This window comes from Martinezella sp. CNPSo 3964 (genome assembly GCF_057784375.1).
This window is the reverse complement of record NZ_JBXSOW010000016.1, coordinates 25,209-47,459: the sequence shown is the minus strand read 5'-3', so window position 1 is coordinate 47,459 and position 22,251 is coordinate 25,209. Positions and strand designations below refer to the sequence as shown.

At 60.8% G+C, this 22,251-nt stretch carries 15 protein-coding genes; 5 read left to right on the top strand and 10 right to left on the bottom strand.

The window, feature by feature from the left end:
* Positions 1-232 precede the first annotated feature (232 nt).
* The 3 genes from AC13Q5_RS31885 to AC13Q5_RS31875 all read left to right on the top strand — a co-directional run bounded on the left by AC13Q5_RS31885 (position 233) and on the right by AC13Q5_RS31875 (position 10,552).
* Entirely contained in the window at positions 233-8,125 is a 7,893-nt protein-coding gene (locus AC13Q5_RS31885; RefSeq protein ID WP_488504373.1) for a hypothetical protein, read from the top strand.
* A gap of 78 nt (positions 8,126-8,203) precedes the next feature.
* Positions 8,204-8,413, top strand: a complete 210-nt coding sequence (locus AC13Q5_RS31880) for a hypothetical protein (RefSeq protein ID WP_488504372.1) — start codon at positions 8,204-8,206, stop codon at positions 8,411-8,413.
* Positions 8,414-8,503: 90 nt separating this feature from the next.
* Entirely contained in the window at positions 8,504-10,552 is a 2,049-nt protein-coding gene (locus AC13Q5_RS31875; protein ID WP_488504371.1) for an O-linked N-acetylglucosamine transferase, SPINDLY family protein, read from the top strand.
* Between the two features lie 115 nt (positions 10,553-10,667).
* Here AC13Q5_RS31875 and AC13Q5_RS31870 read toward each other — a convergent pair whose 3' ends face one another.
* The 10 genes from AC13Q5_RS31870 to AC13Q5_RS31825 all read right to left on the bottom strand — a co-directional run bounded on the left by AC13Q5_RS31870 (position 10,668) and on the right by AC13Q5_RS31825 (position 21,028).
* On the bottom strand, positions 10,668-11,669 hold the full coding sequence (locus AC13Q5_RS31870; RefSeq protein ID WP_488504370.1) for an ABC transporter permease: 1,002 nt from the start codon (positions 11,667-11,669) through the stop codon (positions 10,668-10,670).
* A gap of 2 nt (positions 11,670-11,671) precedes the next feature.
* Positions 11,672-12,691 (bottom strand): ABC transporter permease, encoded by a 1,020-nt coding sequence (locus AC13Q5_RS31865; protein ID WP_457889585.1) that lies wholly within the window; start codon positions 12,689-12,691, stop codon positions 11,672-11,674.
* On the bottom strand, positions 12,681-14,231 hold the full coding sequence (locus AC13Q5_RS31860; protein ID WP_075854899.1) for a sugar ABC transporter ATP-binding protein: 1,551 nt from the start codon (positions 14,229-14,231) through the stop codon (positions 12,681-12,683). Before AC13Q5_RS31860 ends, AC13Q5_RS31865 begins: the two co-directional genes overlap by 11 nt.
* Before the next feature lie 63 nt (positions 14,232-14,294).
* Positions 14,295-15,308 (bottom strand): sugar ABC transporter substrate-binding protein, encoded by a 1,014-nt coding sequence (locus AC13Q5_RS31855; protein WP_075854900.1) that lies wholly within the window; start codon positions 15,306-15,308, stop codon positions 14,295-14,297.
* Positions 15,309-15,502: 194 nt separating this feature from the next.
* Positions 15,503-16,195, bottom strand: coding sequence for an amino acid ABC transporter permease (locus AC13Q5_RS31850; protein WP_349961841.1), 693 nt, complete (start codon positions 16,193-16,195; stop codon positions 15,503-15,505).
* 16 nt (positions 16,196-16,211) lie between these two features.
* Entirely contained in the window at positions 16,212-16,919 is a 708-nt protein-coding gene (locus AC13Q5_RS31845; RefSeq protein WP_349961838.1) for an amino acid ABC transporter permease, read from the bottom strand.
* Positions 16,920-16,975: 56 nt separating this feature from the next.
* Positions 16,976-17,794: an amino acid ABC transporter substrate-binding protein gene (locus AC13Q5_RS31840; RefSeq protein WP_488504369.1), complete on the bottom strand. Its 819-nt coding sequence runs from the start codon at positions 17,792-17,794 to the stop codon at positions 16,976-16,978.
* Positions 17,795-17,808: 14 nt separating this feature from the next.
* On the bottom strand, positions 17,809-18,549 hold the full coding sequence (locus AC13Q5_RS31835) for an amino acid ABC transporter ATP-binding protein (protein WP_488504368.1): 741 nt from the start codon (positions 18,547-18,549) through the stop codon (positions 17,809-17,811).
* A gap of 8 nt (positions 18,550-18,557) precedes the next feature.
* Positions 18,558-20,033: an NAD(P)-binding domain-containing protein gene (locus AC13Q5_RS31830; protein WP_488504367.1), complete on the bottom strand. Its 1,476-nt coding sequence runs from the start codon at positions 20,031-20,033 to the stop codon at positions 18,558-18,560.
* On the bottom strand, positions 20,030-21,028 hold the full coding sequence (locus AC13Q5_RS31825) for a LysR family transcriptional regulator (protein WP_075854906.1): 999 nt from the start codon (positions 21,026-21,028) through the stop codon (positions 20,030-20,032). The genes AC13Q5_RS31830 and AC13Q5_RS31825 overlap by 4 nt, the downstream gene beginning before the upstream one ends.
* Before the next feature lie 160 nt (positions 21,029-21,188).
* Between AC13Q5_RS31825 and AC13Q5_RS31820 the strand changes: the two genes are divergently transcribed.
* Together AC13Q5_RS31820 and AC13Q5_RS31815 are read left to right on the top strand one after the other, a co-directional pair.
* Positions 21,189-21,671 carry a CMD domain-containing protein gene (locus tag AC13Q5_RS31820; protein ID WP_075854907.1) on the top strand — a complete coding sequence of 161 codons (483 nt, stop codon included), beginning with the start codon at positions 21,189-21,191 and terminating at the stop codon, positions 21,669-21,671.
* Positions 21,668-22,243: a peroxidase-related enzyme gene (locus AC13Q5_RS31815; RefSeq protein ID WP_488504366.1), complete on the top strand. Its 576-nt coding sequence runs from the start codon at positions 21,668-21,670 to the stop codon at positions 22,241-22,243. Before AC13Q5_RS31820 ends, AC13Q5_RS31815 begins: the two co-directional genes overlap by 4 nt.
* The last annotated feature ends 8 nt before the right edge of the window (positions 22,244-22,251 follow it).

The window sequence follows — 22,251 nt, the reverse complement described above, 5'->3', positions numbered from 1 at the left end:
GCGACGTCTGTCGCTCAATCAGCACGACGAATTTCGACCAGACCGGGAATTCGGTACCTACACAACGACAACCAGAAGTTCAGGCACAGCTTCGGGCAAGCCAGTCGCACTACGCTGCGGCAGTGGGGCATGAATTTTAGAGAGTATTAATCTGCCAGCGCTTCGGCAAGGCAAGCTTGTTCGGCTTTGAATATGCCGACATTGCAACGCGGCTACGGAAAGAGTCCTGTTTATGACTTCGATCGTTTCATCCTTGAGCCTCACTCAGATCAGGTCTCTTTCGACATCGGCTGTGGCAGCCTGGACCACAGAGGATGTGGCGTCGCTGTCCACCAAGCAGATCAGCGTCCTCACATCGGCGCAGATCGCCGCGCTGGATACCGAGGACGTGGAGGTTCTCACCTCCCAGCAGCTGAGCGCAATTTCGCAAAGCGCCATTCCGGGGCTTACGCTCGATCAATTGGCCGCCCTGACAACGTCTGCAATCGAGAGCTTCAGTTCCGTGCAGATCACCGCGATCACGACGCAGCAGCTCCAGGGCCTGACGACCGAACAGGCGGAAGCCTTGACAACATCGCAGGTCCGGGTCTTGAGCTCCGTGCAACTTTCTGCGCTCAGCGCCGCTGATCTGGCCACCTTTTCGACGGACGATATGGCTGCGATCAGCAGCAAGGCAGTATCGGGCCTGTCGACCGCGGCAATGGCCTCGCTCTCGACGGACCAAGTCGCAGCGTTGAGCACCAGCAGCATTTCCAATCTGACGACGAGCCAGATCGCGGCTCTAGGCACGGAGCAAATTGCGGCCCTGACGACAGCGCAGATCGCCGCTCTCAAGACGACGCAGGTCGCGGCCATGCCCACGAGCGATATAGCGGCGCTTTCGACGGCTCAGATTGCGGCCCTGACGGCCAGCACGATTGCCAGCCTGAAAACGGCGCAGGTTGCAGCTCTGAGCACCGAGCAAGCCGAGGCTCTCACCTCGAGCCAGGTTAAGGCCCTGGGTTCGACGCAGCTCTCCGTGCTGTCTACGGATGGTATCGCCACATTTTCGACAGATGACATGACGGCGATTACCGCTGCTGCAGTCGCAGGCCTCTCGACAGCAACCATTTCCTCTCTCGCGACGAACCAGGTTGCCGCCCTGAGTACGGCCGCGATTTCCGGCCTGACAACGGCTCAGATCGCTGCCTTGGGTACGGCGCAGATCGCCGCAATGACGACGGCACAGGTCGCAGCGCTCACCGCGACGCAAGTCGCCGTCATGAGCACGGGCGATGTTACGGCCCTGTCGGCCTCACAGGTCGCGGCCCTCAGCAAATCGGCCGTTACCGGCCTGACCACCATCCAGATCGCCGCACTGAGCACGGTGCAGATCGGCGCATTGACGACAAGCCAAATCAATTCGCTGAAGACGACGCAAACTGCAGTTTTGAGCACGAGCGATATCGCAGCGCTCTCGACCGCGCAAATTGCCGCCTTCAGCGTAAGCGGCATCGCCGGGCTGACAACGAGCCAGATCAGCGTGATGACCACAACGCAGATTGCTGCTCTGACGACGGCACAGGTCGCGGCGCTGACTTCGACCCAGATATCCGCATTGAGCACGGACGATATCGCCGCGCTCTCGACGGCCAGCGTCGCGGCAATCACCAGCAAAGCCATATCGGGTCTTGGCACGACTGCCATCGCCGCCTTGTCGACAGCGCAAGTTGCGGCGCTCAGCACGGCTGGGGTTGCCGGGTTGAGCACGGTTCAAATTGCGGTTCTGGGCACGGAAAAAACGAGCGTCCTGACAACGGCGCAGGTCGCGGCACTGGGCTCGAGCCAAATTGCCGTGTTGGGCACGGATGTCGTCGCGGCGCTTTCGACCGGACAGATCGCGGCGTTGAAAGCGGCCACCATTACCGGTTTGACGACCGGTCAGATCGCAGCGCTAAGCACGCAGCAAGTGGCGGCACTCACCAGTGCTCAAATTGCGGCGCTGAGCTCGACTCAATTTTCGGTCCTCGGCGCGGACGAGATTGCAACGTTCTCGACAACGGAAATTGCGGCCATTACCAGCAAGGCCGTGGCGGGGTTAAGTACAGGGGTCATCGCCTCCCTTTCGACCGATCAGGTTGCCGCCCTTAGTTCGAGTGCGGTCACGGGTCTGACGACCACCCAGGTTGCTGCACTTTCGAGCACCCAGATCGCGGGCCTCGCGACGCGCGCCGTCGCGAGCTTGACAACAAGCCAGATCTCAAGCCTGAGCTCGCAACAGGTCGCAGCCTTGACGACCACCCAGATCAGTGTGCTGAAAACAACCCAGATTGCGGCTGTCAGCACGAATGACATTGCCGCCCTTTCAACTGCGCAGATCGCAGCGCTCACCACGACGGCGGTCACAGGACTGACGACGGGCCAGATCACCGCGCTCAGCACGACCCAGATTGAGGCGCTGTCGTCGAGCCAGGTCAAGGTGCTGAGTTCCACTCAACTTGCTGCGCTGGGTTCCGATGACGTGGCAACTTTCACGACAGATGAAATTGCCGCACTGTCCAGCAAGGCGATAGGCGGCCTCTCGACCAGCGTCATTGCGTCCCTTTCAAGCACACAGCTCGGGGCCTTGACCACGAGCGCCATCACCGGCCTGACGACCACCCAGATATCGACGCTGGGTACCACTCAGCTCGCAAGCCTGACGACCGGCCAGATTGCGGCATTGAGTTCGACACAAATGACGGCGCTGACGGCAAACGACATGTCAGCCCTGTCGACGGCCGACTTGGCCGCGATTGCCACCAAGGCGATTGCAGGCTTGAGCACCGGTGCCGTCGCCGCTCTCTCGACGGAGCAGATCGCGGCCCTGGCCACGAGCACGCTCGCGAGCCTGACGACCACTCAGGTCGCAACCTTGAGCACTGCGCAGCTCGCGGCGCTGAGCACGACACAGGTCGCGAGCCTGACGTCGAACCAGGTTGCAGCCCTCAGCACGGGCACCGTTACATCCCTTACCGCCAGCCAGATTGCCGCCCTCAGCACATCCGGCATCACTGGTCTTACGACGGATCAGATCGCCGCTCTGAGCACGACGCAAACGCAGGCATTGACGACGGCCCAGATCGCCAAATTGAGCTCGACACAGGTCTCCGCTCTCGGAACGGACGACATTGCGACCTTTACGACCGACGAAATCGCCGCACTTTCCAGCAAGGCGGTAACAGGGTTGAGCACCGGCGTCATCTCGACGCTCTCAACGCAGCAAATCGCCTCCTTGAGTGCCGTCGGGATCGCCGGCTTGACGACGACCCAGATCACCGCGCTCAATACGGCGCAGATTGCCGCCCTGCCGGCATCGTGGATGACGGCTCTCAGCGCAACTCAGATCGCAGCCCTCGACACCAATGTCATCGCCGCTCTGTCCACCGCACAGGTCGCCGCGATAAGCACCTCCGGGATTACCGGCCTGACGACCGATCAGGTCAATGCGCTGAACACCACGCAAGTCTCAGCCCTGACAACAAATCAGGTCGCGGCTCTGAAGACCGCTCAGCTCTCCGCACTCGGGACTGATGATGTTGCCGCCCTTTCCGTCGCCGATATCGCCGTGATCAGCTCGACCGCGATGTCGGGGCTGTCGACCGATGCGATTGCCGCACTGACGACCGCCCAGATCGTCGCCTTGAGCACCGCAGGCATTGCAGGTCTCAGCACCGCGCAGATCGATGCATTGAGCTCCGGCCAGGTCGATGCGCTGCTCACCAATCAGATCGCGGCCCTCAGCCAATCGCAAATCGCGACCATAGATGCGGATATCTTCGCCTCTCTCTCCACCGCTCAAATCGCCGCGCTCAGCACCTCTGGAGTGGCCGGCCTGACGACGGGGCAGATGGCCGCACTGAGCACGGCACAGGCCGAGGCACTGACCACCGCGCAGGTCAAGGCCCTCAGCTCCACCCAGCTCGGCGCGCTGAGTGCCGATGACATAGCAACCTTCTCGACCGCCGATATCGCAGCGATTTCGAACAAGGCGGTATCGGGTCTCAGCACATCTGTCATTGGTTCATTGTCCACGGATCAGATCGCAGCGCTCGGCACGACCACCGTCGCAGGCCTGACGACCGATCAGGTCTCTGCTTTGAGCACGGCACAGGTGGCCGTCTTGACCACGACCCGGATTGCCGCGCTGAGCTCGTCGCAAGTGGCAGCGCTCGGCACGGGAAGCATCGCTGCGCTCACGACCGACCAGGTGGCTGCGCTCAGCACCGCCGGAATCTCCGGACTGAGCACCGATCAGGTCAACGTCCTGAGCAGTGAGCAGCTTGCCGCCTTGACAACGACGCAGATCGCGGCCTTGAGTTCGGCTCAGCTCAGCGTCCTTAGCTCGGGCGACGTAGCGGCCCTCTCGACTGCGGATATCGCCGCCATCGGTTCGAGTGCCGTTTCCGGTCTGTCCACGGCAGCCTTGGCGGCCTTCTCGACCGAGCAGATCGCCGCACTTAGCCCGACCGGCATCCTTGGCATAACTACCGATCAGATCAGTGCCCTAAACAGCAGCCAGATAGATGTGCTGTCGACCAAGCAGATCGCAACCCTGAGCTCGGCGCAGATAGCGGTTTTGGACCCGGCCATCGTCGCGACCCTTTCAACGGCGCAGATTGCGGCCCTTGGCAGCTCGGCCATTGCAGGCCTGACGACCGCGCAGATCTCGGCTCTCAACACCAACCAGACGGAGGCCCTGACATCGGCTCAGGTCGCGGCTCTGAGTTCCAAGCAGATCGGCAGCCTGGGTGCCGCCGACATCGCAACCTTCTCGACCAAAGATATTTCCGTGATCGGCTCCGCCGCCATCTCCGGCTTGTCGACGGATGCCATTGCGGCCTTGTCGACGGCCCAGATCGCAGCCCTCAGCACATCGGGCATTACCGGGCTGACCACCCAGCAGATTGCCGCCTTGAGCACCGGTCAGCTCCAGGCGCTGACGACGGCACAGGTCGCTGCACTGAGTTCCGCGCAGCTTTCCGTATTGACGACAAATGATGTAGCTGCCCTATCGACCAAGAGCATTGCGGCGCTCACCTCCGCCGCCATATCGGGCGTGCCCACGACAGCAATCGCCGCTTTGTCGACGAGCCAGGTGGCGGCCCTCAGTACCTCAGGCATTGCTGGCCTTACCACGAAGCAGATCGCTGCGCTCAGCACCAGCCAGGCCGAAGCGTTGACGACAGCACAGGTCGCGGCCCTGAACTCGACCCAGCTTTCTGCGCTGACGACAGACGACATAGCCGTATTTTCCACGCAGGACATAGCCGCCATCGGCTCGAGCGCCATATCGGGCCTGTCCACGGGCGCGATAGCGGCATTGACGACAAATCAGATCGCAGCCCTCAGCACGCTTGGGATCAGCGGTCTGTCGACCAAACAGATCGCAGTCTTGAATACCGCTCAGGTCCATGCCTTGAGCAGCAAGCAGGTTGCTGCGCTAAGCTCGGCGCAGGTTTCCGCCTTGAGCACAACGGACATAGCCTCGCTTTCGACGGCGCAGATCGCCGCCCTCAGCTCATCCGGCACGGTCGGACTGACGAGCCTGCAGATTGCAGCCTTGAGCACGGGCCAGGTGCAAGCCTTGACGACGACACAGATCAGCGTCCTTGGCTCCAAGCAGGTAACCGCGCTGACGACCGCCGACATAAACGCAATGTCGACGGCGCAGATTGCTGCTTTGAGCGGTCTTGGCATTGCGGGCCTGACGAGTGCCCAGATCGCGGTCTTGAATACTGCCCAGGCCGAGGCCCTGACCTCGGCTCAAGTCGCTGCTCTCAGTTCGAGCCAGATTGCGACGCTGAACCCTGCCAATCTGCAGACATTCTCGACTTCCGATATCGCAGCCATCAGTTCGAGCGCCATCGCCGGCCTGTCGACGGCGACCATCGCTGCCTTTTCTGGGGACCAGATCGCGGCAATCGGTACCGCCGGCATTGCGGGTCTCACCACCCTGCAGATTTCGGCTCTCGGCACCAACCAGGTCGCGGCGCTTACGACAGCCCAGATCAGCACACTTGGCTCCAAGCAGATTTCGGCGCTGACGGCAGCCGATATCGCGGCCATGTCGACCGCGCAAATTGCCGCGCTCAGCACCGCCGGGATCGCCGGCCTGACAACGGCACAGCTGGCGGCTCTCAACGTCGACCAGGCCGAAGCTCTGACAACGGCGCAGATCGGCGTGCTGAGCTCGACCCAGATCGCAGCGCTCAGCACTGATGATCTGGACGCCTTTTCCACCGCCGATATCGCCGCCATCAGTTCAAGTGCCATATCGGGCCTATCGACGGCGACGATCGCCGGATTCTCGACCGACCAGGTCGCAGCGCTCAGCGCAGCCGGCATTGCAGGCCTGACAACATCGCAGATAGCAACCCTGAATACCGGGCAATTGGAGGCCTTGACCACTGCACAGGTCGCAGCGCTCACTTCCAAGCAGATCACGGTACTCGGCACGAGCGGCATCGAAGCCCTTTCCACCAACCAGATCGCGGCGCTGAGCACAAGCGGGATTGCCGGACTGACGACAGATCAGATTACAGCGCTCAGCACCGACCAGGCCGAGGCTTTGACGCCGACCCAGATCGGGACTTTGACCTCAAAGCAGATCGCCGCCTTCGGGACAAACGATCTCGCGACCTTCTCAACTGCGGATATGGCGGCCATCGGCTCGCTTGCGATGTCAGCCCTGTCAACCGCCGCAATCGCAGCCTTGTCGACGGCGCAGATTGCCGCGTTGAGCACAGCCGGCATAACAGGCCTCACCACCAGCCAGATGGCGGCGCTCAGCACGGAGCAGGCCGAGGCTCTAACGCCTACCCAGGTCGGAGCGCTCAGCTCGGCGCAGATTGCCGCTCTCGGAACCGACGATCTTCAGACCTTCTCAAGCGCGGATATCGCGGCGATCAGCTCGAGCGCCATGTCGGGCCTGACGACTGCCATTGTCGCGGCGTTGTCGACGGCCCAGATTACGTCCCTGGGCACGGGCGGCATTGCCGGATTGACGACGGCACAGATCGCCGTTCTCAGCATTGATCAAGTCGAGGCTTTGACGGCGGCGCAAGTCGGAGCTCTTGGCTCAAAGCAGATTGCAGTCCTTAGCACCGGCGATATCGCCGCCTTGTCGACAAGCCAGGTCGCGGCGTTGAGCACGGCGGGCGTGGCAGGTTTGAGCAGCACCCAGGTCGCCGCAATGAGCGTCGATCAGATCGCAGCATTTTCGACGGCCCAGATCGCGGCCTTGAGTTCCGCCGGCATTGCAGGCCTCAGCTCGGCCGATCTGGCAACCTTCTCGACTTCCGATATAGCAGCGATCAGTTCCAGCTCGGTCCAGGGCCTGTCGACCGACTTTATCGCCTCCCTCTCCACCGCCCAGATCGCGGCACTCGGGACGGGCAGCATTGCCGGCCTGAGCAGCACACAGATCGGGGTGCTCAGCATTGAGCAGTTCGAAGCACTTACGACCACCCAGATCGCGGCATTGAGTTCAGCCGGCCTGGCGGGACTGACCACGGCGGATCTGACGACCCTTTCCACTGCCGAGCTATCCGTGATCAATTCGGACGCGATCCAGGGACTGCCCACCACTGTCGTCGCAGCCCTTACCAGCGACCAGATCGCCGTCCTGACGACCTCTCAGATCGCCTCATTGAGCTATGGCCAGATCGCGGCACTGAGCACGGCACAAATCGCTGCTCTTTCGACATCGCAGATCGGCGCCTTGAACGCCCTTCAGGTCGCGGCACTGGATACGGACGATATTTCCGTCTTCACGACCGATGACATTGCCGCATTGAGCTCCGGAGCGGTCGCCGGATTGACCACACGGGTCATCGCGTCGCTGACGACAGCGCAGGCCGAGGCTCTTGCGCCATCCCAGGTCAGCGAGCTGACTTCGGCGCAGGTCGCGGCCCTGACGACACAGGAGCTCTCGACCTTCTCGACCAAGGATATCTCAGCTTTTAGCTCGAATGGCGTAGCGGGCCTGTCGACGCAGGACATTGCAAGCCTTTCCAGCACGCAGCTGCTCGCATTGATGCGTTCGCAGATGGCATATCTGAGTTCGGATCAAATCGCAGCGGTCATCTCAAGCTATGTGACGTGAAACAGCGCAGTGGTTTTGCGACAGCGATAGGCGAGATCGAGGGCTGGGGCGCAGGACGCAAATCCCGGATATCGCGACATGCGCGCGGCATTGTTGGATCGAATCACGCAACGGAGCGTCCGGCGACCGGCGATTTTGGAGACTGCTCGTGCTATTGTGGACAACGCCCGTGGCATATCGCAGGCGCTCATGGTCTCTGAGGCCCACGCGGTCGTTTGCAATTCGCTTTCGCGCGTTCGAAAGCTGTTGATTGCCGGCGCGCAATTGCCGATTCCGGTGGCGGACTGATGACATGCCGACGGCAACAAAGCACAGTCGAGGCATCGGCAGCCATTATGGAAATGGTTGCGTTGCCTGCCGCCAGTTAATGGAATGCCCATGCTCACCAATGATGCTTCAGTCACCAGCCCGGTCCTGCCGCTTGCCGGCATCCTGGACCTGGCACGTTCGCAGCGCCTCTCCTTCAACGACCTGTTCCAATTTGCCGAAACGCAAAGTGCGGCTGGGCAGAAGCTGGAGGCGGCGGAGGCCTACAAGGTCTGGATCGCATTCAACGATGGCCATCCTTACCTGCATCTCGTCTATTTCAACTATTCGGTCACGCTGCGGCAGCTCGGCGACATAGCCGGCTCCATTCAGGCGCTGCGCGCCTGTCTGAAGCACGATCCGCAATTCGGCCCGGCACACATCAATCTCGGACGGGCATTGGAAGATAGCGGCGTTGCGGCGCATGCCATCGTGCAATGGCGAAGCTTCGTCGAGATAACGGCTGAAAGTACCCCCGACAAGCTGGCGCACCGTCTCATGGCACTTCAGCATATTGGCCGTGTCATGGAAAATGCGGGGCTTTTGGATGATGCCGAAGCGGCGCTGTGGCAGGCTATCGAATTACGACCCGACAAGAGCGAAGCCGGGCAGCATTGGAGCGCCCTGCGCCAGCGTCAATGCAAATGGCCTGTTCTTGCCACATCCGACCATGTCTCCACTCGTCAGCTCCTCGATTCCATGTCCCCACTGACGCTAGCCTGCTATTCCGACGATCCGCTGTTCCAACTTGCAAGAGCCTACCAATACAACAAGTCCTTTGTCGGCCGCCCCGACATAAGCGGATTTCCTCGCAAGGTGCCGCAGAAAAAATCCGGAAGCGCGCAGCGTCTTCGCGTCGGCTACGTATCATCGGATCTGCGGGATCACGCGGTTGGCTTCGCACTTAGGGAGGTGCTGGAGCTGCACGACAAGCAAAGCGTCGAAATCTACGCTTACTACTGCGGCGAGCCAGTGGAGCGGGACGCCACGCAAATGCGCATGAAAGCGGTCGTCGACTGCTGGCGCGATATCGCTACGCTCAGCGATCAGGATGCGGCACGGCAGATCGCCGGCGATGACATCGATATCCTCATCGACGTCAATGGCTATACCAAGCATGCACGAACAAAAATCTTTGCATATCGACCGGCCCCCGTCATCGTCAATTTCTGTGGCTATCCGGGCACGATGGGCAGTCCTTTTCATCACTATATCATCGCGGACGAACACGTCATTCCCCCGGAAAATGAGATCTTTTATTCCGAGAGGGTACTGAGGATCCCTTGCACTCAGCCGATTGATCGCAAAAGAGCGGTTGCCGAAAGGCCGACGCGCCTCGAAGCGGGCCTGCCGGAGGGTGTCTTCGTCTTCGCGTGCTTCAATGGCATGCAGAAAATCACGAAAGAGACGTTTGCGCAGTGGATTGAAATTCTCGCGGCAACGTCCGACAGCGTGTTGTGGCTGTTGAGCGGCAGTGATGATGTCGACGCGCGTCTGCGCCAGCTTGCGTCGAATGCAGGCGTCGCGCCCGAGCGTCTCATCTTTGCACCCAAGGCACCAAACGCCAGACACCTCGCCAGGATTGGTCTTGCCGATCTCTTCCTCGACACATTTCCCTATGGAGCACATTCGACGGCAGCCGATGCTCTGACCATGGGCTTGCCCGTCCTCACCGTTCCAGGCAAGAGCTTTGCGGCGCGCTTCTGCCACAGCATCGTTAGAGCCGCTGGCGCCGAGCAGCTGATTTGCTCAAATCCGCAAGACTACGTTCAAAAGGCGATCGGATTTGCAAAGGATCCCGCAAGCCTGAAAAGAATAAGAGCGTCCGTGCAGGAACAACGGGATACAAGCGTGTTGCGTGATATTCCGGCTCTCGTTCAACGCCTGGAGACGCTGTTCTGGCAAATGCAACGGGAAGCGGAGCAAGGAAAAACTCCTCAGCCAGACTTGCGCAACCTCGATGTCTACTACGAGATTGGTGTTGGATTGGTGCAAGACAACATCGCTTATTGTGAGGATAGCGCTTACAGGCGCGAATACGGAAAGCGGCTGGCCGAATGGCACGATTATTCTCCATTGCAGCGAGACGCTCGCCTCTGGCCCAATGGCACGGCAATCTAGTCGTTCCTGATGGATTTCTTTCCTATGTCTTGTTGGGAAAACGGACGGAGCGAGAAGAATTTGGCAAATACAGCGGTTGGATAGACCAGATTTCCATGATTCGCAGCAGCTCGCGCTATGCGCTGCCGGCTGCTTTCCGGTTGATGAAACTCAGGGCGAGCACGGCGAAGATCAGCGTTCCCGTACCGACTTGCTGCCAATAGAAATTCAAATCGGTCAGCAGCAGCCCATTGGCAACAATACTGAGCAGGAGCACGCCCAGGACGGTGCCAGCGACGTTCGGCCGCCCGAGCGGGCTGAGCGTCGTACCGATGAAAGTTGCACCGATGGCATTCAGCAGGAATGCATTGCCGGAAGACGGGATATAGACGGTGACGGTCGCAGTCAGAATCAGGCCAGCGACGGCTGCGATCAACCCGACCAGTACGAAGGTAGCCGCTATATAGGCGGGAGCCGCAATGCCGGAATAGCGTACGACGCCCGGCTGGATACCGATTGACAGAATGATGCGGCCGAACCGCGTACGGGCAAAAATAACCGCAGCGGCTGTGATGATGACGATGGCGGCTGCAAGCGGCACAGGGAACCCTTCGATCGTGCCGTGGCCAAGGAAACGGAAAGCCTCCGGTATGCCGTTCGGCGGCAGATAGACGGGATTGCCGCCATTGGTCAGCAGTTGCTGGATGCTGCGGCCGATGAACAATGTTCCAAGCGTTGCGAGGAACGGGGAGACGCCTATCCCTGATATCAACAGCGCATTGAATGCTCCGACAAGCATCCCGGCCGCCAACCCGGCCAATGCTGCAATCGCCACCGGCTGCCCGGCAAGGACAAGCGAAACAAAAGCGAAGCTCGCGAAATCCATTGCCGTTCCCACCGAAAGATCGATGCCGCCCGAGGCGACGGCAAAGGTCATGGCGATGGAGACGATGGCAAGCAGCGTGAAATTGTTGACCAGGATGCTCTGCAGGTTGGCGAACGTCAGGAATGTCGGCGAGATCAGGGAAAAGACGGCAAACACGGCAATCAGGGCCAGGATCAGCCCGTAGCGCACCAAGCCGCCGATGATGAGGCGCGGCAAGCCAGTCGCGGCGGGTGAAGAGGTGTGGAGCGACATGATCATGCCTCCTGCCGGCGCAGTAGCGTGGTCGCAGAGACCACGATGAGAATGAGCAGGCCCTGAACGCCGCTGACCAGCGTGCTTGAAATGTTGAGCAGCTGGAAACCATTGGTGAGGAAGCCAACCAGCAGGGCTGAGAGCAGCGTTCCGGTGACAGTCGGAACCAGCCGGCGCGAAAAGACCGAGCCCAGCAAAGCGGTGACGACAACGGGCAGCAACATCTCGCCGGAGCCCGTCGTGCTGCCGCTCAGGTAGGAAACCGAAAGTATGCCGGCGATACCGCCACAAAGGCCGCTGGCGACGAATGCACCGGCAAGCAGGCGGCGAAGCGGCAGGCCGGCAGCACGCGCAGCATCCGGAAATTCGCCGACGGCATAGAGGCGCAAGCCAAGCGGCGTATATTGGACGATCGCCGTTGCGATTATGGTGAAGCCGATAAGCACATAGGCAAGGACTGGCATGCCGAACGGATCGGAGGCCGAAAGTGCCGAAAGAAAGGGCGTGGAAGCTGGAAGGACGGTGTTCCCTGTCAGCACCAGTTCCAGGCCGGCAACGATGTTCATGACGGCAAGCGTGGCGAGCAGCGGCACGATGCCGGCGTAGACGACCGCGATGGCATTGACCGCGCCGATCAGGGTCCCGGTCAGGATCGATGCGGCGATCGCCGTGACGTCGCCATAACCGAGTTGCGTCAGGCTGGCATAGACGGCGGCGCTAAGCCCCATATTGGCGGCGAGCGACAGGTCGATGCCGCCGGTGACGACATTGGAGCCGCCAGCGATCAAAACGATTGTCAGTCCGATCGCGAGCACGCCCGAGATGGCGGATTGGCCGAGCACATTGCCGATGTTGCCGACGCTGAGGAAATAAGGTGCGGTCAGCGAAAAGACGATCAGGATGGCCGCAAAGGCGATGAGCGATCCGAAGCGCAGTGCCGCGGCCGCAATATTGCCGGTCGGTCGGTCAGGCCGCTCTGCGGCCGAAAATCCCGAAGGCGCAAACTCTACTTCAGCCGACATGGCGCTGCCCTTCCGACGATCCGGTCGCCTCGGCGAGCACGGCATCCGCCGTGGTATCCGACGATATGAATTCCCGCACCACACGGCCGCGGAAGAGCACAAGAACGCGATCGGTAATGCCTAGGAGTTCGGGCAGGTCGGAAGACAGCACGATGACACCGGCGCCCCGCGCCGCGAGTTCACCGATCAGCGTATAGATCTCGACCTTTGAGCCAATATCGACGCCGACCGTCGGCTCGTCGAGGAGGTAGACCTCGGAATGGCGACTGAGCCATTTGGCAATCGCCACCTTTTGTTGATTGCCACCCGAGAGCGTGCGCAGCAAGGCATCGCGCCCGCTGGTCTTCACCTGCAGCCGAGCAATCAGAGCATCGATTTCGCGCCGTTCGCCTTTGCGGTCGAGAAAGCCGAGGCGGGTGAAGCGATCGAGGCTGGAAAGGCTTATATTTTCCGCAACGCTGAGGTCGAGCGCGACGCCGTGGCGACGCCGGTCTTCGGGCACCAATGCAATCTTCTGACCTGCCGCCCGACTGGGGTTGGCGAAACGGGCAGCCTTGCCGCTGATTTCGATGCGACCGGACGCCGGCCTATCCAGACCAAAGAGAGCACGAACCAGTTCCTTCGCGCCGGAGCCGAGCAGGCCGGTAAGACCCAGCACCTCGCCGCGGCGAAGCGTGAAGCTGACATCCTCATATTTTCCCGGTGTCGAAAGCTGTTCGACCTTGAGGATTTCGTCACCGGGAGCGACCTCCGGCTTCGGAAACATTTCCTTGATGTCACGTTCGACCATCAACCGCGCAATCGCGGCGGCAGAAGTCTCCCCGATCGGCACCGAAGCGACGTCCAGCCCGTTGCGCAACACGGTGACGTGGTCGCAGAGTGCTTCGATTTCGTTCAAGTAATGCGAGATGTAAATGATCGTCACGCCTTCGTCGCGCAAGCGACGGATCAGTCGGAAGAGGATATCGGCCTCGCGGCGCACCAATGCGGCCGTCGGTTCGTCGAAGACAAGCACCTTGGGCTGGTTGAGAAGCGCACGGGTAATCTGGACGATCTGCTTTTCGGCCGTCGACAATTCGCCGATCAGGGCGGTGTTCGGCAATCGGACACCGAAGTAGTCGTTGAGGATATCGGACGCGCGGCGCTGCATCAGCCGGCGGTCGAGGAATGGCGTGCCGGGTATGCGTGGTTCCCGGCCAAGAAACAGGGCTTCGCCGACGGTAAAGGTCGGCACCAGCAGCCGGTCCTGGTGAATGAAATGGATACCGAGATCTTCAACGAGATGCGGTGTCAATCTGTCGAAAGTCTGCCCTTCGATCTCGATCCGCCCGTCATCCGGCTGATGGAGACCGGCAAGCAGCTTGATCAGCGTCGATTTGCCGGCACCGTTCTGACCGACGAGACCATGGATGGTACCACGTCTGACGCTCAGCGACGCACCCGCCAGCGCCTGCGCTCCGCCGAAGCGCTTGACGATACCTTCGAAGCGGATGATGTCGTCTTTTGCCGTTACCGGCTGTTTGAAGGAAATGGCTGTCATGTCGGTCTCCAGCAGACATATTCCGGGTGATCCTGCCATGGCTGGATCACCCGAAGCGGATTATCAGCCGATGCCAAGTTTCTTGGTGACCTCGCCGACATTGGTCTTGTTGGCAAGAAGTGCTGGAACGTAGGTCTCGCGCGGCAGTGTCTGGCCGGCAAGGAGCTTGGCAACGTTGCGGATGGCGGTGCGGCCGATTTCTGCCGGCTGTTGAGCGACATCGGCGCCGGCCGGCGATTTCGGATCGGCGATGAGCTGCAGCACTTCAGGGCTGCCATCGACGCCGTAGGTGCGGATTTCGGTGCGACCAGCAGCGGCAAGAGCCTGCGTCGCACCAAGCTGCGGAATATCCCACGCCGACCAGATCGCCTTGATCGATCCCTTTTCCGGGTATTTGTTCAAAATTGCAGTGATCTGGGTGAAAGCGTCCTGCACGGTATTCGGGATGACGTCACGCAATTCCGGCTGGAGGATCTTCACCTTCGGGAAATATTTGACGACATTGACCAGCTGGTCGTAGCGGATCGCGCAAGGCGTCACGCCATAGAAGCCGTTGAAGACGACGATATTGCCTTCACCGCCGATGTCGGAGACGAGCTGCAGCGCCAGGTCCTTGCCGATGCCCCAGTTGTCGGAGGTGGTGTTGTTGATCGAATTGGTCGAGCCGACGTCGACGGTCAGAACCGGAATGCCGGCATCGCGCGCCTTCTTCAGCCAGGGGTCGATGACGCTCAGCGTGCCGAGGATCTGAACGATCGCATCCGGCTTCTGGGCAATCAGCGTTTGCAATTGCGAGACCAGTTTGCCGTCATTGCGCCCTGCATCGACGGCGATCGGCTCGCCGCCGAGGCGCTTCACCTCTTCGATCTGGGCATTGTAGGCCTGCAGATCGAAGAAGTGGTCGGTTCCGGTCGCGCTGATGGCGATACGCTTGCCTTTCAGGGAAAGTTCTTCATCGGCCGCGAAGACGGGCTTCTGCCCGATCAGCGAGGCGCCGGCGACGGCAACCCCGGCTGCTGCGGACAGTTTCAGCAGATCCCGTCTTCCCAGACCGCTTTCGGACTTTTCAATGCTCATTGCCACTCTCTCCAAATTGACTTTTGTCTATAAATTAAGTGGACTAATGAGAATGAGGAGAAATGAATTTCCAAAAAGATGATCTCGAGGGAAAAGAGTGGACAGGACAGCAGCTCATCCCTGGCTGCGATTTTCAAAAGCAACCAGCCAATGGAGGTCGTCTTGGCTTCGGGGTCGGAAGCGTTGGGTCGAGCTTAAGTCCGCACCCTGAGTGCCCGCTCCGTCCTGTCTGCGATCTGGGTGACCGCATAGGCGATCACCATGTAGATCACGACCGCGACCAGGAAGGCCTCGAGATAGTAGAAGTTCAGCGCGGCAGTCAGCTGCGATTGCGCGAAGATGTCGACCACCTCGATGGCGAACCCCAGAGACAGCGCCTTCATGATAACCATGAAGGAATTGGCAAGATCCGGTATCGCTGCGACGATGACCTGCGGAAGCATGACCCGACGAAAGAGCTGGCTCTTCTTGTAGCCGAGTGAATAGGCCGCATCGGCCTGGCCAGTGTCGAAGGAGTTCAGTGCGCCTTTGACGACTTCCGCCTGGAAAGCGGCGACGCAGGCGGTCAGGGCGACGATGAGCGTGACCCAGTTCGGTGTCGAATGGCCGTTGTAGTCCACGCCCAACAGCGACGCGAGGAATTGCAGGGTCGAAGGAAGGCCATAGTAGGCGAGGAAGATCACCACGACCATCGGCACGCCCTTGAAGGCGACCTTGTAAGCGACGACAAGCTGGCGGAGGACAGGGATCCGCCGATATTCGACCATGGCGAACAGGCTGCCTATGATCGTCGAGAGGACGAAGATCGCAAGTGCCATCGCAAGCGTGAGGGGTACTGCGCCGAGGATGTCCCAAAGATCGGGAAGAAGAACGTCGATATCGAACATGTAGCAACTTCCTCGATCAGACGCTTGCCATCAGCATGGTTCCGCCGCGTTTCGCGCCGGGAGAGAACCTTGCAGAACGAAGCTCGAAGAAACGAACGATGGACCAGGCGACCAGGCAAAGCAGCGAATAGAGCACCGCCAGTACGAGGTAGGTTTCGAACTGATACTGATTATAGTCGCGCTCCATGACGAGGTGTGCCGTCGCCATGACATCAGCCGCCCCGATATACATGACGAGCGCAACATTATGGATCAGGTAGATGATCGAGTTCCCGTAGCCGGGAAGTGCGATGTGAACCGCCTGCGGGCCTAGAACGCGCGTGAGCTTCTGGCGGAATGTGTAACCAAGACTGTCCGCAGCATCGTGCTGGCCACGTTCGACGGCGAGATAGGCCGGCCGCATGACTTCGGACAGATAACCTCCGTGATAGAGGCTTAAGCCCAGCATCGCGGCGATCGTCGGAGACACGAAGTCCGCGACGCCGAACACACCCACGAGCACCGGAAGCCCATAAAAGGCGACGAACAACTGAAGGACGACGGGAACGCTCCGGGCATAGGAGACGTAGAGATCCGCCAGTTGGCTGACCACCGGGATCCTGCGAACCCGGAATGTCGTTGCAATCAAGGCCAGCACGAAGCCGGCGATCATGGCCGTGAACGTGATCGCAAGCGTCAGCGGCAGGGCCGAGAGCAGCTCTGGGATCATTACGGAAAGGTCCACTTCGGAACACTCCTTCTTTCAGTCGTTAGCCTGATCGCCGGGATCGGAGGGCGGCGTTACTTCATGTACGTGGTGATGTCCTCGCCGAACCACTTCTGCGAGAGTTTGGCGAGCGTGCCGTCGGCCTTGAGCTCCTTCAGAGCCTTGTCGATGCCTTCGGCAAGAGCCTTGTTCTCCTCGGAACGATGGATCAGGACGAAGGTCTGATTGATTGCGACCGGCTCGCTCGTCTTGATTTCGAGCTTCTGCTGGTCGATCACGGTCTGCTCGCCAAGGTTGGACGGCAGCACGAGCGCATCGTACTTGCCGTTCTGCACTTCCTTCAGGCGGTCGGGATAGGGAACGCCGGCGCTCGAGGCAGTGATTTCGATCTTGTAGGTCGGGTTCTGCTCCTGCCATGCCGTGGCGAACTTGTAGATGCCACCGCCGGCGGTGACGGGTACGATCTTCTTGCCGACGAGGTCCTTCATCTCGTTGATGCCGCTGTCCTTGCGGCTGTAGATCTTGATCAGGCTCGCGCCGATCGGTGCGTCAGGAATGAGGAACTGCTTTTCGCGGACAGGCGCGCGGTAGTAGCCGCCCGTCGCGATGTCGTACTTCCCGGTAGCAAGGCCCGTTTCCTGCGCGATGTCGGCCGCACCTTCCATGACGAACTTGTATTGGGGCAGCTTGGCGTTGATCGCCTTCAGCACGTCGGGTTCGTAGCCCTGCGGCTCGACGCCGATCGCACCCCAGGAGAGCGGCTTCGATTCCGCCGCGGTGGCGATCTTGATCGTGCGAACGTCCTCGGCGAACGAGGCAGTTGCGAAGGCGATTGCGACGCCTGCTACGGCGAGACCGAGGCCACGGCGCGAGATTGAACTCATGGAAGTCATTTCAGGCATCCTTTCTACTGGATCGCGCGTTCGGAATTGAGAAACTGAGCGAGGCGCGGGTTGGAGGGTGTGTCAAAGATTTCGGCAGGGCTTCCGTCGGCTGCGACGACGCCACGATCCATGAAGACGATGCGGTTGGAGCCATTCTTCGCAAACTGCATCTCATGGGTGACGAGAAGAGAGGTGATGCCCGAGGACGTCACGTCCTTGATGACCTTCAGGACCTCGTTCACCAGTTCGGGATCGAGCGACGATGTCGGCTCGTCGAACAGCATCACGTCCGGCTTGACCGCCAAGGCGCGGGCGATACCGGTCCGCTGGAGCTGACCGCCGGAGAGCTGGGAGGGATAATTGTCGAGCTTGTCGGCAAGGCCTACCCGCTGGAGTTCCTGCAGGGCGATCGCGCGGGCTTCTTCCTTCGACTTGCGCTGAACGACCACCAGCGGGTCCATTACATTCTGGATGACCGTCATGTTCTTGAAGACGTTGAACTGCTGGAAGACCATCGCGGTGCGAAGACGGATCGCCTGCACCGCCGCCTTGTCGGGGCGGCCGTAATCCATGCGGATGTCGTCGAACGCGATCGAGCCGGAAGAAGGCTTGGCCAGATGGTTGATGCACTTCAAAAGCGTGGTCTTGCCGGTGCCGCTCGGGCCGATGATTGATACCACGTCGCCGCGTTTCACCGATAGGTCGACGCCGTTCAGAATTTGCGTGTTTCCGTAGGACAGCTTTAGGTTCTTGATCTCAAGCATTTCGTGTCTCAGGTCCTTTCGGAGGATAGTTCGGAAGGCTCTTCGGTATCGTCGTCTGCCCACTCGTCACCGAGGAGTTCCGGCGTGTCGAAAGCCTGAAGGTTTTCGAAGTGCGTCTCGCGGTCGGCGACGAAAAGGGCGCGGACAACGCCACGCGCCAGGCGGTCGGCACCTTCGCTGATTGCGGGGATGTCGCCGGTTAACTTGCCGTGACTGAGTGTCGCCGGAAAATTGAAGCAGTGAACCTTTGCCAGCATCGGGCACGAGCCAGGCTCCTTTTCGAGGAACTCGAACGCTTCTCCGAGATCGGGGGATCCCTCGAGTTCGGCGTTGGGCATTCCCGCCGGCACCGGGAAGCGATCGCGCCACAAGCGTATATGTGGGTCGAAGGCGGCAAGTTCCGGCCGATTGCTCAAGTCGATCTTGAAACCCGTTCCGAAGATCAGAAAGTCGACTGGGTGACGACCCTTGGGTGTCGTAATGACGACATGATCGCCTTCCTGCTCCAGTCCGCTGATCGGGCTCTCAAGATGGAGATGGGCTTGCGGGAAGGAACTGACGCGCAGGACACTCGGCCGCGGCGGCGGTGTCTGCTGGCCCATGGCATAGTTGAGGAAACGCCACTTCCACTCGTCGGGGAGGCCGGCAAATCCGTGCACGACGCCCTGGCTACCGATGCCGGTGAACTTGTTGATCCGCGGCAGTTCTCTGCGGCGCACGAACATGTCGAGGCGCGCCGCACCGGCTTCAAGAGCGGTTGCTGCATTGTCCATCGCCGATGCGCCCGCTCCAACGACGCCTATCCGCTTGCCTCGCAGCCCTGCGAAATCGATGTCGTCAGCGGTATGCGCCCAGAATTTCCGGTCTATGGCAGCTGCCATTGCGGGCACGAATGGCCCGCCAAGGCCATCACGGCCGGTCGCGAGCACCACATGGCGAGCGACCAACGTTTCCACCGGGGCGTCCTGACTGCAGACGACATCAAGCATTCCGTCCTCGCGCGGCAGGATCGCATCGACGGTCACACCGTTGCGGACGGGAAGCTCGAGCACTTTCCGGTACCAGACCAGGTATTCCATCCAGATTTCGCGTGGGGCACGGTCGAGCCCGATCCATGCCTCGCGCCCATAGCGAGCTTCGTAGTAGGCGCGAAACGTCAGAGCCGGCAATCCCATCGCCGGGCCGGTGAGTTGCTTCGGAGAGCGCAGCGTTCGCATCCGGGCGAAGGTGACCCAGGGTCCCTCGCGACCTGCGGGTGCCTTGTCGAGGACGACGTGGTTGGCGACACCCAGCCTCTTCAGCATTGCGGAGGCCACGAGCCCAGCCATGCCTGCACCGATGATGACAACATCCACGACAGGTTGGCCGCCGATCACGCGCGGAGGCACCCAGGATTTGGCCGGCAGCTCCAGCCAGGCGAGATCCTGCCGCAGCCGCACCTCAAGCGCATCAAGGCCGTCCGGCAAGTTGGAAAGGTCGCTCATATCGGCGCTCCCTCGGGTCGCGGAGCCTGCCCGTAAACGGTGTCGGCCAGTGCTTCAGCACCGCTCGAATCGAACAGGCGGCAGCCTGGCATCGCCAAGGCCACCGCGCGCGCCGCCTCGATTACGGCGGTGATCGTCGACGTAAGCGGCAACGCGGCTGGCGATATCGCGCCGAACAGGAAGGGAATGGTGTGATCGAGGACGCGCATCGCGACGCCGTCAAGCGGCACGCCGACCACGGTCGCCGGCTCGACGATACCAACCCCAAGTCCTGCGCGAACCAGCGAAAGCGCTGTCAGTGAGGCATTGACATCGATGATCCGGTCCGGCGAGACCCCCGCCCGTTCCAGCGCCTCATCGACCCGGTGCCGCAAGCGATATGGATTGGCCAGGGTGATAATGCGGCGGTCGGCAAGATCGGCAAGGCGCACCACATCACGCTCGGCAAGCGGATCGTTGGCGCCGATGGCGACGACACATGGCGCCTCGGCAATCCAGTGTATTTCGAGGCCGGGATGTTCGAGCGGCAGGCTTGCAATCCCGAAGTCCGCCGAACGGGCGAGCACTGCCTGAACGACGTTTTCGGCCGCAAGCGCCTGCACATGCAGATGACGTGGGATCAGATCCGGGGCAACAGCCGCAAGTGCCTGCGGCAGAACGCCCGCGGCAAGAGACGGCGTGGCCGCGATCGTCAGCGTCGGGGGCTCGTCACGACCAATCGCCTCAGCACGCTCGCGGATATGTGTGAGGCTGGCGAGATGGCGCTCGACCTCGGCATGAAACAGCACGCCGCGCGAGGTCGGCGTGATCCGCGGACCGCTTCGATGCAGGAGCGCATAGCCGATGTCGGCCTCCAGATCCTGGATAAGCCTGGTGACTGCCGGCTGAGATCGGCCCAGCAAGCGCGCCGCCCCGGTTACGCTGCCCGCGGAAATTACGGCTGCGAAGGCTTCGAGTTGCCGAATATCGAAAGAGCTAGAATGCATAAATGACATGAAACACTCCTCTTAATGCGAGTAAAGCATAGGAATTCCCACTTGGCGATCGGAATTAGATAATTATTTCGCATCGATATCGCTCAATCATAATCATTTGACATAATGAAGCGCCACGCCTACCTAGATGCTACCCCACAGACGCACCGAGGAGCCTGTTTTGACACTCATCGAAACCCTAGTCTCCGTGAAGCCTGGCTCAGCGCTGGCCGAAGCCATGGATAAGCGCGCGGAGATCCTGCGCCTGAGCGAGGCAGCCCATGATGCCGTGCTGCTGCCGCGTGATCCGGGCGGTCTCTCCCATGGACTTCGGGCAGCGCTTGCCGCCCGCATGGCCCGGCACAATCAGAACGAGGTGCTCGCGCGCCACTATGATGCTCTCGTGGAACAGGCGGGCGAACCCGCAATCGCCTCGCTCTCTGCGCCGGGCACGACTGCGGACGACGTGCGCGTCGCCGAGATCGTTCGTCACGCCGACCGGCTGACCGTCGCACCGAGGGAGGCGACACGAGCGCACATAGAAACATTGCGCAGGGCGGGCGTGAGCGATGCCGACATCGTCCGGCTCTCCGAGCTGGCAGCCTTTGTGAACTATCAGGTGCGCGTCATCGCGGGATTGACACTGATCGGAGCAAGACAATGAGCGAAGTCGTCCACGCCTTCACCACCAAAATTCCCCGTTGGCAGCCCTATATCGTTCCGGTCGACCTGGAGACTGCGACCGAGGAGCAGCGCGCAGCCATGCAGGTGACGCCGTCCAACAAGGGCATTTCACCCTATGTTCTGACACTTGCGCACGATCCAGAATCGCTTGCCGTCCGCTCCCCCCTGTTCAACCTGATCATGTACGGAAAAGACGGGCTTGCTTCGAGCGAACGCGAACTGGGCGCGACGGCCGCATCCGTCGTCAACCACTGCGTCTACTGCGCCGCGGTTCACGCCTCCCGGTTCATCAGCCAGACCAAAAGAACCGACGTGATCGAGGCAATCTTCGCGGACGGCCTCCATGCGGAACTAGACGAGCACCTGCAGGCAATCTTCGACTTTTCCGCACGTCTCTCGCCAACGCCGCCCGAAGCCACTGAAGCCGATGCGCAGGCATTGGCCGATGTCGGCTTCTCTGCATTGGAATCCCTCGACCTCGTCCTGTCGTCAGCCATCTTCGGCTGGGCGAACCGCCTGATGCATACGCTCGGCGAGCCAGTGACCGATTAGGTTGGCTG